Origin of the sequence: Butyricicoccus porcorum, assembly GCF_051246315.1 — a bacterium.
Lineage (GTDB): Bacteria > Bacillota > Clostridia > Oscillospirales > Butyricicoccaceae > Butyricicoccus_A > Butyricicoccus_A porcorum.
This window is the reverse complement of the sequence record NZ_CP178353.1, coordinates 2,055,517-2,067,988: the sequence shown is the minus strand read 5'-3', so window position 1 is coordinate 2,067,988 and position 12,472 is coordinate 2,055,517. Positions and strand designations below refer to the sequence as shown.

The 12,472-nt window shown below is 54.5% G+C and carries 10 protein-coding genes and 2 other annotated features; of the genes, 6 read left to right on the top strand and 4 right to left on the bottom strand.

Annotation, left to right across the window (positions count from 1 at the left end):
• Positions 1-29: 29 nt before the first annotated feature.
• The 4 genes from leuB to ACLM7Z_RS10195 all read right to left on the bottom strand — a co-directional run bounded on the left by leuB (position 30) and on the right by ACLM7Z_RS10195 (position 4,462).
• A complete protein-coding gene (gene leuB / locus ACLM7Z_RS10210) occupies positions 30-1,106 on the bottom strand; it encodes a 3-isopropylmalate dehydrogenase (protein WP_087021717.1) in 1,077 nt (358 codons plus the stop codon).
• A 3-nt stretch (positions 1,107-1,109) separates the two neighbouring features.
• Positions 1,110-1,601, bottom strand: coding sequence for a 3-isopropylmalate dehydratase small subunit (gene leuD / locus ACLM7Z_RS10205; protein WP_087021720.1), 492 nt, complete (start codon positions 1,599-1,601; stop codon positions 1,110-1,112).
• Positions 1,602-1,614: 13 nt separating this feature from the next.
• On the bottom strand, positions 1,615-2,880 hold the full coding sequence (gene leuC / locus ACLM7Z_RS10200; protein WP_087021723.1) for a 3-isopropylmalate dehydratase large subunit: 1,266 nt from the start codon (positions 2,878-2,880) through the stop codon (positions 1,615-1,617).
• Between the two features lie 67 nt (positions 2,881-2,947).
• Positions 2,948-4,462 (bottom strand): 2-isopropylmalate synthase, encoded by a 1,515-nt coding sequence (locus ACLM7Z_RS10195; protein WP_087021726.1) that lies wholly within the window; start codon positions 4,460-4,462, stop codon positions 2,948-2,950.
• Positions 4,463-4,557: 95 nt separating this feature from the next.
• Positions 4,558-4,810, bottom strand: a binding site (T-box leader).
• Positions 4,811-5,053: 243 nt separating this feature from the next.
• Positions 5,054-5,306: a binding site (T-box leader), on the top strand.
• Positions 5,307-5,389: 83 nt separating this feature from the next.
• Between ACLM7Z_RS10195 and aroF the strand changes: the two genes are divergently transcribed.
• From aroF to ACLM7Z_RS10165, 6 genes are read left to right on the top strand one after another with little or no spacing between them, the layout of a single operon-like run.
• Positions 5,390-6,403 carry a 3-deoxy-7-phosphoheptulonate synthase gene (gene aroF, locus ACLM7Z_RS10190; RefSeq protein ID WP_087021729.1) on the top strand — a complete coding sequence of 338 codons (1,014 nt, stop codon included), beginning with the start codon at positions 5,390-5,392 and terminating at the stop codon, positions 6,401-6,403.
• 15 nt (positions 6,404-6,418) lie between these two features.
• A complete protein-coding gene (gene aroB / locus ACLM7Z_RS10185; RefSeq protein WP_087021732.1) occupies positions 6,419-7,459 on the top strand; it encodes a 3-dehydroquinate synthase in 1,041 nt (346 codons plus the stop codon).
• Between the two features lie 9 nt (positions 7,460-7,468).
• Entirely contained in the window at positions 7,469-8,566 is a 1,098-nt protein-coding gene (aroC, locus tag ACLM7Z_RS10180; RefSeq protein WP_087021734.1) for a chorismate synthase, read from the top strand.
• Positions 8,553-9,695 (top strand): prephenate dehydratase, encoded by a 1,143-nt coding sequence (gene pheA / locus ACLM7Z_RS10175; protein ID WP_087021737.1) that lies wholly within the window; start codon positions 8,553-8,555, stop codon positions 9,693-9,695. Before aroC ends, pheA begins: the two co-directional genes overlap by 14 nt.
• On the top strand, positions 9,692-10,999 hold the full coding sequence (gene aroA, locus ACLM7Z_RS10170; RefSeq protein ID WP_087021740.1) for a 3-phosphoshikimate 1-carboxyvinyltransferase: 1,308 nt from the start codon (positions 9,692-9,694) through the stop codon (positions 10,997-10,999). Before pheA ends, aroA begins: the two co-directional genes overlap by 4 nt.
• Entirely contained in the window at positions 10,996-12,375 is a 1,380-nt protein-coding gene (locus ACLM7Z_RS10165) for a shikimate kinase (RefSeq protein WP_087021743.1), read from the top strand. Before aroA ends, ACLM7Z_RS10165 begins: the two co-directional genes overlap by 4 nt.
• The last annotated feature ends 97 nt before the right edge of the window (positions 12,376-12,472 follow it).

Here is a 12,472-nt window from a genome sequence, read left to right as displayed (position 1 = left end):
CCCGGATCTTTTTATCGTTTTTTCCGAAATTAACCTCTGATATTTGCGCAGATAATCGCGCCCATCTCGGAGGTAGACAGCACCTTCTCACCTTCCTTGGCGATATCCGCAGTGCGGTGTCCATCGTTCAGTGCCTTTTCAACGGCTGCTTCGATGCAGTCAGCTTCCTCGCCCAGACCGAACGAATAGCGCAGCATCATTGCACAGGACAGGATAGTTGCAATCGGGTTTGCAATGCCCTTGCCTGCAATGTCCGGTGCAGAGCCATGAATTGGCTCGTACATGCCCAGCTTGCTCTCGCCGATAGAAGCAGACGGCAGCATGCCAATCGAGCCGGTAATCATGCTCGCTTCATCTGACAGAATGTCGCCGAACAGATTTCCGGTCACAATGACGTCAAACTGCCCCGGATTGCGAACCAGCTGCATCGCCGCATTGTCGACATACATATCCTGATATTCGACCTCTGGATACTCCTCGCGCAGCTTGTGCATTGTTTCACGCCATACGCGGGAGGTTTCCAGTACATTTGCCTTATCTACGGAAACCAGCTTCTTGCCGCGCTTCATTGCCATATCGAAACCACGGCGACCGATGCGCTCGACCTCGGTGACAGAATAGTTCATGTCATCCCAGCCGGTTTCACCCAGTTCGCTCTCTCTGCGGCCGCGCTTGCCGAAATAAACGTCGCCGGTCAGCTCGCGGCAGACCAGGATGTCAAAGCCATCACCGATGATCTCCGGTTTGATCGGGCAAGCCTCTGCCAGTGCTGCGTGCATCTGTGCCGGGCGCAGGTTAACAAACAGGCCCAGACCCGAACGCAGACCGAGCAGTGCGCGCTCCGGACGCTTATCCGACGGAACGCTGTCCCACTTCGGGCCACCGACAGCACCCAGCAGGACGGAATCAGACGCCTTGCAGATATCCAGTGTCTCCTGCGGCAGCGGAATGCCGTACTTGTCAATGGCGTTGCCGCCCGCATAGCACTCGGTAAACTGGAAGGTATGACCGAACTTTTCACCGACAACCTCAAGTGCCTTCATGGCCTCTGTTACGATTTCCGGGCCGATGCCGTCGCCCTTGATGACTGCAATATTGTACTGCATCGATTAACCCTCTCTTTCCTTCAGGCTCTTGAGTAAACCGCCTGCACGGATAATATTCTGTAAGAACGGCGGGAATGCCGCTGCCTGGAACTGCTCGCCCGTAGTGATATCCGTGATGATGCCGGTATCGAAATCGACCTCTACCTCATCGCCTGCACTGATGGCATTCGCAGCTTCTTCACTCTCCATGATCGGCAGGCCGATGTTGATGGAGCTGCGGTAGAAAATACGCGCAAAGGACGATGCGATAACGCAGGAAATACCATTGTCACGGATAACCTGCGGTGCATGCTCACGGGAAGAGCCGCAGCCGAAATTCTTGGTTGCAACCATAATGTCGCCCTTCTTGACGTTCTTGACGAATTCGGTGTCGATATCCTCCATGCAGTGAGTTGCCAGTTCAACCGGATCGGCAATGTTCAGATAACGAGCCGGAATGATAACGTCGGTATCGACGTTATCGCCATATTTAAAAACAGAACCTCTTGCTTTCATGACTGTTCCTCCTTTATTCTGCGACGTCTGCCGGGTCGGTAATATAGCCGGTGATTGCGGATGCAGCAGCTACCGCCGGGCTTGCCAGATAGATTTCCGAAGAAACATGACCCATACGGCCGACAAAGTTGCGGTTGGTCGTAGAAATTGCACGCTCACCGTGTGCCAGAATGCCCATATGTCCGCCGAGGCACGGGCCGCAGGTCGGTGTGGAAAGAATCGCACCTGCCTCAACGAAGATTTCTGCGAGACCTTCGCGGATGCACTGGAGATAAATCTCCTGTGTTGCCGGAATGACAATCGTGCGGACGTTCTTCTTGACCTTCTTGCCCTTCAGAATCGCAGCGGCTTCGCGCATATCCTGAATGCGGCCGTTGGTGCAGGAACCGATGACAGCCTGCTGAATTTCAATCTTGCCGAGCTCATCAATCGTCTTTGTGTTCTCCGGCAGGTGCGGGCAGGCAACCGTCGGGCGCAGTGCAGACAGATCAATATCATAGGTCTCATCATAAACCGCATCCGGATCTGCTTCATATCTGATAACCGGACGGTTGACGCGGCCTTCGATGTATTCCATAGTCTTCTCGTCAACCGGGAAAATGCCGTTCTTTGCGCCCGCCTCGATCGCCATATTGCAGATCGTGAAGCGGTCATCCATCGACAGCGAAGCAACGCCTTCACCGGTGAATTCCATCGAACGGTACAGTGCGCCGTCGACGCCAATCTTGCCAATAATGTGCAGGATAACATCCTTGCCGGAAACATACTTCGGCAGAGAGCCGATCAGATTGAATTTGATGGCAGACGGAACCTTGAACCATGCCTTGCCGGTTGCCATGCCTGCCGCGAGGTCTGTGGAACCGACGCCGGTGGAAAATGCACCCAGTGCACCATATGTACAGGTATGGGAGTCCGCGCCGATAATCAGTTCGCCCGGGCCGACCAGGCCTTTTTCCGGCAGCAGGGCATGTTCAATGCCCATCTGTCCGACATCGAAGAAATTGACGACCTCGTGCTTGCCTGCGAAATTGCGGCAGGTCAGGCACTGCTCTGCGGACTTGATGTCTTTGTTCGGTGCGAAATGATCCATAACGAGCGCAACCTTGTTGCGATCAAACACCTTGTCAAATCCAGCCTTTTCCATCTCACGGATGGCAACCGGGCCGGTAATATCATTCGCCAGTGTCAGGTCGAGATTTGCCTCGATCAGCTGACCTGCGGTTACGCTTTCCAGCCCCGCATGACTGGCGAGAATTTTCTGTGTCATAGTCATTGCCATGAGAAATTACCTCCTCTTTTCATAAAAATCTGCCTGCCCTGCGCGGGCAGGCAGATATGCAGTGCAATTAGCTGTTGAGATACTTGTTGATGCCGTTGATGTATGCCTTGATAGAAGCCTCTACGATATCGACAGATACGCCGCGGCCGGTAACGACCTCATCCTCGCTGCCGTCGAATGTCATCTTGACGACAGCTTCACTCTGTGCATCCTGTCCATCGGTCAGTGCACGCAGCGAGTAGTCCTGAAGCTCAATCTTCAGGCCGGTAATCTTATTGATCGCAGCATAAGAAGCATTGATCGGGCCATCGCTCAGTGCAGCGCGCTCGAACTCCTCGTCACCCTTGGTCATCTTGACAACAGCAGTGGTGCTGATGGTGTTGCCGCTGTTGATGACATACTGCTTGAGGGTATAACGAACCGGGCCGGAAACCGGAACCACGCCGATGAGTGCTTCGAGGTCACGATCCTTGATGACCTTTTTCTTATCAGCCAGTACCTTGAACTTGGCAAATGCCTTGTCGATTTTCTCCTTGGACAGCGTATAACCGAGATCCTTCAGGCGTGCCTCAAAAGCATGTCTGCCGGAATGCTTGCCAAGGACAATGGCATTCTGCGGGATACCGACGGATTCCGGTGTCATGATCTCGTAGGTGCTCTTGTTGTTCAGTACGCCATGCTGATGGATGCCGGACTCATGTGCGAACGCATTCGCGCCGACAATCGGCTTGGTCGGTGCAACCGGAACGCCGGTGATGGTCTGGATCATGCGGCTGGAACGATAGATCTGCGTGGTATCGATGCGGGTATCCGCGTCGAAGAAGTCCTTGCGGGTCTTGAGCGCCATGACAATTTCCTCGAGGGATGCATTGCCCGCACGCTCGCCGATGCCGTTGATGGTACATTCAACCTGACCGATGCCCGCCTGAATGCCTGCCAGAGAGTTTGCAACGCCCATGCCGAGGTCATTGTGGTTATGGCAGGACAGAATAATATTTTCCGTGCCGTCAACGTGCTCACGGATGTAACGGATCAGGTTCGCATACTCGTCCGGAGTCAGATAGCCGGTGGTATCCGGAATATTGATGGTGGTAGCGCCGTTCTTGATTGCGACATCAACAACGCGGCACAGGAAATCCCAGTCGGAACGGGTTGCATCCTCTGCGGAGAACTCGACATTGGACAGCAGCTTTGTGGTGTATGCAACGTGATGTGCAACGCTCTCGAGTACCTCTTCCGGCTTCATCTTCAGCTTATACTCCATATGAACCGGAGAGGTTGCAAGGAATACATGGATACGCGGATCAACCGCATCCTTGACCGAGCTGTACGCAACATCGATGTCCTTTTCCACACAGCGCGCAAGCGAGCAAACGGTGGAATTCTTAACGGTATTGGCAATGGTAGCAATGGCTGCCGCATCGCCCGGCGACGCAATTGCGAAGCCTGCTTCGATGATATCGACGCCCAGCGTTTCCAGCTGGCGGGCAACCTCAATCTTTTCGCTGAGGTTCATGCTGCATCCGGGAGACTGTTCGCCGTCTCTGAGGGTGGTGTCAAAAATTCTGATCTGCTTTGACATGACTTTATCCTCCAAAAATAATTAAAAATTACTGGTTCAAAGAAGTGGACGGGACAGGCATAAAAAAAGCCTTCATCTCGCCAAATAAATTTGGAAACAGAGACGAAAGCAAACTTCCGCGGTACCACTCTACTTGCCGCCATTGTTACATAAATAAGCGACCGCTCAACGCATCCAGCAATGCGCTTCCCCTGTAACGGTGGGAAATCCGTTCCAACCTAATCAGGGCAGAGCCTGGTTCAGCGGACTGTTCCCGGGTGAGTTTCGCTGCTGAACGCCACTGCCTTGCACCACACGGCAGCTCTCTGAAGACGGCTGACAGTTACTTTACCCGTTCATCACATTTTTCAAATATTACGATTCCTATTATATGACGATTCTCCCCTGCTGTCAAGAGCTTGCGGCAAATTTTGCAAAAGAAATCAGCAAAAAGTGGTAGCTGCGCAGGAGCAAAATCCGGTATTTGTTGTTGGTTTTTGCAGATATGGTATAATGAACTGCGCCCCGTTCCTCCACGGTTCACTTTATCTCCCTAAATTTTTCTTGACATTCTATTCCCGTTGCGTTATACTGTATACAAATTTTGATAACAGCACTGCGATGACGGAGAAAAGTAAATCCGCATCGGCTCACCAGGGATAGCACGCCACAGACTGAAAGCGGGCTTTGAGCCGGACGAATTGAAGTTCCCTCCCGAGCTTTTGCGCTGAACTACAGTAGGTGCAGACGGCTGCCCCCGTTACCGGGCTAGAATATCGGGCTTCCCGGCCCCGTATTTGAATAAAGTGCGGCATAAGTGCCGAATTTGGGTGGTACCACGGAATGTTTGTCTTTCGTCCCTTGCGATGCGGGAGGAAGGACTTTTTTTATGCTTACTTTTCTTGCTGTGTTCAGCCGGGAAATATCTGTTTCAAGGAGAAATGTATCATGATCGTTGTATTGAAAAAAGGTTGCCCGAAGGACGAAGTTGAACGGCTTACTGGTTGGATTGAGCATTTTCATGTCAGTGTAAATCCGATTGTCGGTGAAGAAACCACAATCCTTGGTCTTGTCGGCGATACCTCTGCGGTTGATAAGGATACCCTGATGCTCAACCAGTGGGTTGACCGCGTCATGAAGGTACAGGAGCCGTTCAAGCTCGCAAACCGTCAGATGCATCCGGAAAATACCGTTGTCGATATCAACGGCGTCAAGGTCGGCGGCAATAAGCTGGTCGTCATGGCCGGCCCGTGCTCCGTCGAGAGCGAGCCGCAGATCTGCGAGATCGCCGCAGAAGTCCAGCGTCAGGGTGCAGCGATTCTGCGCGGCGGTGCGTGGAAGCCGCGTTCCTCCCCGTACTCTTTCCAGGGCATGAAGGCACAGGGTCTCGAACTGCTGTGCAAGGCGAAGGAAAAGACCGGTCTGCCGATTGTCACGGAAATTACCAATCCGGCTCATATCGAGCTGTTCGAGGGCAAGGTCGACTGCTATCAGGTCGGCGCGCGCAATATGCAGAACTTTGAGCTGCTCAAGGAACTGGGTAAGACCCGTACACCGGTTCTGCTGAAGCGCGGCTTCGCCAACACGCTGGAGGAGTTCCTGATGTCCGCCGAGTACATCATGGCGGGCGGCAATGAGCAGGTTATCCTGTGCGAACGCGGCATCCGTACCTATGAAACCTACACGAGAAACACGCTGGATATCAGCGCAGTTCCGGCACTCAAGCGCCTGAGCCATCTGCCGGTTGTGGTCGATCCGTCGCATGCCGCAGGTATCTACTGGATGGTAGAGCCGCTGGCAATGTCTGCCATCGCCGCAGGCGCAGACGGCCTCATTATCGAAGTGCACAACGATCCGGCGCACGCGCTGTCCGACGGCGCACAGTCGCTGACCTATGAGCACTTCGCTCGCACAATGGGCAAGATTCGTGCGGTTGCCGGTGCAATCGGCCGCGAAATCTAAGCAGGAGGCAAAACAATGTATCATCTTTCCCTTCAGGGCTCTACCAGCACATCTGATATCTATATCGGCGCAGGTGTGTTCCAACAGACTGCCAAGCGCGTTGCAGAAAAATTCAAGCCCGCACGCATTCATGTCGTCACGGACTCCAATGTTGCACCGCTCTATCTCAAGGAGCTGTGTGCGGAGTTCCCGCTGAATATCACGACGACTGTCATTCCCGCAGGTGAAGAATACAAAAACCTCGATACTGTTGCAGGCATTTATGCCGACATGAGTAAAGCCGAGCTGACCCGTTCCGACCTTGTCATTGCACTGGGCGGCGGTGTCGTCGGCGATATCACCGGCTTTGCTGCGGCAACCTATCTGCGCGGCATTCATGTCTGCCAGATTCCGACCACGCTGCTGTCGCAGGTTGATTCCTCTGTCGGCGGCAAGACCGGTGTCGACCTGCCGCAGGGCAAAAACCTTGTCGGCGCGTTTTATCAGCCGGAGCTGGTCATGATTGACACAGACATTCTGACTTCCCTGCCAGAGCGCATTTTTAACGACGGCATGGCAGAGGTCATCAAATATGGCTGTATTTCCAATCCGACGATTCTCGAACTGATTGCAGAGCCGGACTTCAAGTCGAATATGGAACAGATTGTATACGAATCGGTGCGCATCAAACGCGACGTCGTTCAGCAGGACGAACACGACACCGGTCTGCGTATGATTCTGAATTTCGGTCATACCATTGGCCATGCGGCAGAGAAGGTCGGTCATTTCACCGAGCTGTCACACGGTCAGGCAGTTGCCATCGGCATGGTACAGGCCGCAAAGCTGGGCGCTGCGCTGGGCGAAGCCGACCTGACCGAACAGATTGTTGCCGCTTGCAAGGCACACGACCTGCCGACTGAGCTCCCATATCCGACAGAGGACATCTACACCGCTCTGCTGCACGATAAAAAGCGCACGGCGGACACCATGAACTTCATTCTGGTACATCCGCTCGGCAAGGCTGTTATTCATAAAATCCCGCTGGAGCAGCTGCACCAGCTCATCACAGCGCTGTAAGGAGGAACTATGGGTTCTGTTTGGGGAAATAATTTCAAACTGACCATTTTCGGCGAATCACATGGCGGCGGCATTGGCTGCGTACTCGACGGCTTTCCAGCCGGCGTAGCCTATGACGAGGAATTTATTCTGTCGGAAATGGATCGCCGTGCACCGGGCAAAAACCGTCAGTCCACGGCGCGCCGTGAAAAGGACCTGCCGAAGGTCCTTTCCGGCGTATTTGAGGGAAAAACCACTGGTACACCAATTTCGTGTGTCATTGAAAATACCGATACCCGTTCGGGTGATTATCGCAATTTGATCGACCATCCGCGCCCCGGTCATGCGGACTACACCGGACGCATTCGCTTCCATGGCTGCAACGACCCGCGCGGCGGCGGACATTTTTCCGGACGCCTGACTGCCCCGCTCGTATTCGCGGGTGCCATGTGCAAGCTGTTCCTGCGCTCGAAGGGGATGGCAGTTGGCTCACATATCGCTTCCATCGGTCAGATTATGGACACGCCGTTTGATGACGTATGCATTCCGGCAGAACAGCTGGAAACCCTGCGCACACAGCAGTATCCAATCATCAATCCGCGTGCACAGCAGGCGATGCTCGATCAAATCGATCAGGCGCGCGAAGCGCTGGATTCGCTCGGCGGTATCATTGAATGCGCCGTCATCGGCGTTCCCGCCGGTCTGGGCTCTCCGATGCTGTGTCCGGCTGAGGGCCGCATCTCTTCCCTTTTGTTCGCTGTTCCGGCGGTCAAGGGCGTAGAATTTGGCGCAGGCTTCTCCATTTCCGCCATGCACGGTTCAGAGGCAAATGACCGCATGATTCTCGAAGACGGTGTGGTCAAAACCGAAACCAACAACAATGGCGGTATTCTGGGCGGCATCACAAGCGGCATGCCAATAGTTGTACGCGCAGCGATTAAGCCGACGCCGTCCATCTCCCGTGAGCAGATGACGCTCAATCTGGCGGACGGCAAGGTGGAACCTCTGGTCATCAAGGGACGGCACGACCCGTGTATCGTCACGCGTGCCGCACCTGTTGTCGAAGCAGCCGTCGCGGTTGCCATGACCGATTTGTATTTGGAGGCCTACGGATATGCGCAAGATTGAAGACATTCGCCGTGATATCAACGCGATTGACCACGAAATTCTAAAGCTGTTCCTCAAGCGCATGAAATGTGCGGAGGAAGTTTCCGATTATAAAATGGCGAACGGCGGACAAGTGCTCGTTCCATCGAGAGAAACTGAGCTGCTGGACACGATGCTGAAGGACATTCCGGATGAGCTCAAGCTGGAGTATTCCTCCCTGCTTCGCACCACAACGCGCGTCAGCCGCAAGCACCAGTACTTCCGCATGCTGGAGGCCGAGCCGGAACGGCTCAAGCTGGACATCCAGCCGCGCATTACCGACCCGAAGATGGTTTATTACGGCGGACTTCCCGCATCCTATCAGGATATGGCCTGCTCGGAATTGTTCCCGAACGCAGAAAGACGCCCCATGGAATCATGGGAGGACGTTTTTCGCGCTGTGGTAAACGGCGAAGCTGATGCTGGCGTCGTTCCGGTCGAAAACTCGACGGCAGGAACTGTCAACGAAATATATGATTTACTCCAGCAGTATGGTTTGTATATTTCTCATTCGCATGTCAAGGTAATCCGGCACTGTATCGCCGGATGTAAAGGTACTACCCTTGATAGTGTAAAAGAGGTGTATTCCCATCCACAGGCGCTCCGCCAGTGCCAGCAGTACATCAAGAAGCACGGCTACATGCTGCTGGAGGAAAGCAACACAGCGGTTGCCGCAAATAAAATTGCACAGCTCGCTGATCCGACCAAAGCTGCCATCTGCTCCGAGGCTGCGGCGAAGCTATACGGCCTGGAAATTCTGGAAACAAGCGTCAACGACGGTGACTACAACCAGACGCGGTTCATTGCAGTGCAGCGCACACTGTCCGCACAACCGGGTGATACCCGTGTCAGCCTTGTGCTGACGCTTCCGCATGTCGTCGGCAGCCTGTACGGTTCGCTCGCCGTGTTTGCTGACTACGGCCTGAACATGACGGAAATTCATTCTCGTCCGCTTCCGGATATGCCGTGGAATTATTGCTTCTATATTGATTTTGATGGAAATCTGCTCGACCAGGATACACGTGCGCTGATCTATCAGCTGACACAGGAATGCGCCTATGTCCGTGTGCTCGGTTCGTATCCGGTCAGCCAGGAGGAGGGCACAAAATGAGTTTGACACTTTCCCCTGTCCCCGCACTGCGCGGTACCGTGACTGTGCCGGGAGACAAATCCATTTCCCACCGCGCGGTTATGCTCGGCGCACTCGCGGAGGGTACGACCCACATCACCGGTTTTTTGATGGGTGAGGACTGTCTGTCCACCATCTCCTGCTTTCGCAAGATGGGTATTGACATTGAAGTTTCAGATGAAGAGGTTGTTGTGCATGGCGCAGGCCTGCACGGTCTGAAAGCGCCGACCGAACTTCTGTACACCGGCAATTCCGGCACAACCACCCGCCTGCTGTGCGGCATCCTCGCCGGACAGCCCTTTTCCTCTGTTCTCAACGGCGATGCCTCCATTCAGAAACGTCCGATGGGGCGCATCATCAAGCCACTGCGCCTGATGGGCGCGGATATCGACGGCAAGGACGGCAATCTCTGCCCGCTGACCATTCATCCTGCGCCGCTCTCCGGCATCCGCTATGAGCTGCCGGTTGCGAGTGCACAGCTAAAATCTGCAGTCCTGCTCGCCGGACTGTTTGCCGACGGACAGACAACAGTAGTAGAACCCGCTGCCTCGCGCGACCACACGGAACGCATGCTGCGCGGACTCGGCGCAAAGGTGGAGACTGTGGGCAATGTCATCACACTGACACCGCCGGATACGCTGCGCGCTGTCGATGTTGAAGTTCCCGGCGATATCTCCTCCGCAGCTTATTTTCTCGTGGCCGGCCTGATTCTGCCGGACAGCGAAATTATTATCCGCAATGTCGGCGTCAATCCGACGCGCACCGGCATTCTGGATGCACTGGACGCGATGGGGGCAGATATTGAGCGTCTGAATGAACGCGGCGATGTCGAGCCGGTCTGCGACCTGCGCGTGCGTTCCTCCCGTCTGCACGGCACAGTCATCGGCGGCGATATCATCCCGCGGCTGATTGACGAGCTGCCGGTTTTGGCAGTTGCAGCCGCATTTGCCGAGGGTGAAACCGTCATCCGCGACGCACAGGAACTCAAGGTCAAGGAATCCAACCGTATCGCGGCGATGACAACGGAACTGTCCCGCACAGGTGCGGATGTCCGTGAAACAGAAGACGGCATGGTTATCTGTGGCGGCAAGCCGCTCCACGGCGCGGATTTTCTCAGCTATGCTGACCACCGCGTTGCAATGAGCATGGCGGTGTGTGCGCTGGCCTGCGAAGGCTCGTCCTCCATCGATGACCCAGCCTGTGTCGCCATTTCCTATCCGACGTTCTTCGATACGCTGGATAGCCTGAAAAACAACGAAGCATCCGGCAGGAGGTCGAAGCTATGATTCTGACAATGGAAGAATTTCGGGCATACCAGCCTGAAAAACCGACCTTCGCGCTGTTCGGGCACCCGATTGCACACACCATGTCGCCGGAACTGCACGCACTGCTGTTTGCAGCATCGGGCAAGGATTGTACCTATTTCGCAGTCGATGTGCCGCCAGAGGATCTCGCGGAGGCCATGCAGATCGCCAGCGAAAAATGCGGCGGTCTGAACCTGACCATTCCGCACAAAAAGGCGGTTTTCGACTATCTTGATGCCGTTGATGAAGCCGCGCGTGACCTCGGCAGTGTCAACACCGTGCATTTCCGGGACGGCAAAGCCATCGGCTATAATACCGACATCCTCGGCTTCTCCGGTTCTCTGGAATTTGACGGTATCGATCCAAAGGGTAAAATCGCCGTCGTGTGCGGCTATGGCGGTGTTTCGCGTGTCATGGCCTATCATCTCGCCAATGTAGGCGCCAAAGTGTTGATTACCGGGCGCAATCTGGCTAAGGCAAAAGCGCTGCGCAATGAGCTGCGCGGTTATCTGCCGGAGGCGGATATCGACATTATGCCCGCCACCCAGCTGCCGCGTGCTACTGAAATCGTCGTCAACGGCACACCGCTCGGCATGTATCCGCATGAAGACGGCACTCCGTTGGACAAGCTGCCAGTCGGCACAACTTATGTTTTTGATGCAGTCTACAATCCCCCGCTCACTACAATCATGCGGCTCGCGCCGGGCAATGCCAAGACGCGCAATGGCCTGCTGATGCTGGTACTTCAAGCGGCCTATGCCCAGACCATCTGGTTCGGTACGCAGTTTGAACAGGCAAGCCTGACGCGCATTCTACGCCTGCTCGCGGGCGACATGGCAAAAAAACGCCTCAAGACAATCTATGGCAAAAGCAATATCGTCCTGTGTGGCTTCATGGGCAGCGGAAAAACCACCATTGGCCGCAAACTGGCGCGGGCGCTGCAATGCGAGTTTATCGATATGGACGATTATCTGGAAGAGCGCGAAGGCAAGAAAATCTCCGATATCTTTGCAGAGGTTGGAGAAGAAGGCTTCCGCGATATCGAGACCCGGTGCGCGCATGAAATTGCGGACAAAACCGACTGTGTCATTGCGCTGGGCGGCGGTGCAGTTCTCCGCGCGGAAAATGTCGAGCAGTACAAAAAGAACGGTCTGCTCATCCATTTGAATACGCCGTTTTATCGTATTGTCCAGAATCTCAGCCGTGACACCTCCCGCCCCCTGCTACAGGGCGACAAAGAGAAGCAGACACGTCTGCTGTACAACCGGCGCAAACGCATTTATGTATCCTGCGCTGACCGCTCGGTTTCGGGTACACGCATTTCCGAAATCATAGATTCGATATTTAATGCGATTTGACAGCATTGTCACCGCACATTTCCGGCAATTGAAATATACTCGATTTCCTTGCGAAATTCATCCGTTTTTTTGGTTGTATTTGCAATTGTAAAGACCT

Coding starts and splice junctions, on each gene's coding strand:
- leuB (WP_087021717.1), bottom strand. CDS start 1,106: ATGCAGTACAATATTGCAGTCATCAAGGGCGACGGCATCGGCCCGGAA.
- leuD (WP_087021720.1), bottom strand. CDS start 1,601: ATGAAAGCAAGAGGTTCTGTTTTTAAATATGGCGATAACGTCGATACC.
- leuC (WP_087021723.1), bottom strand. CDS start 2,880: ATGGCAATGACTATGACACAGAAAATTCTCGCCAGTCATGCGGGGCTG.
- ACLM7Z_RS10195 (WP_087021726.1), bottom strand. CDS start 4,462: ATGTCAAAGCAGATCAGAATTTTTGACACCACCCTCAGAGACGGCGAA.
- aroF (WP_087021729.1), top strand. CDS start 5,390: ATGATCGTTGTATTGAAAAAAGGTTGCCCGAAGGACGAAGTTGAACGG.
- aroB (WP_087021732.1), top strand. CDS start 6,419: ATGTATCATCTTTCCCTTCAGGGCTCTACCAGCACATCTGATATCTAT.
- aroC (WP_087021734.1), top strand. CDS start 7,469: ATGGGTTCTGTTTGGGGAAATAATTTCAAACTGACCATTTTCGGCGAA.
- pheA (WP_087021737.1), top strand. CDS start 8,553: ATGCGCAAGATTGAAGACATTCGCCGTGATATCAACGCGATTGACCAC.
- aroA (WP_087021740.1), top strand. CDS start 9,692: ATGAGTTTGACACTTTCCCCTGTCCCCGCACTGCGCGGTACCGTGACT.
- ACLM7Z_RS10165 (WP_087021743.1), top strand. CDS start 10,996: ATGATTCTGACAATGGAAGAATTTCGGGCATACCAGCCTGAAAAACCG.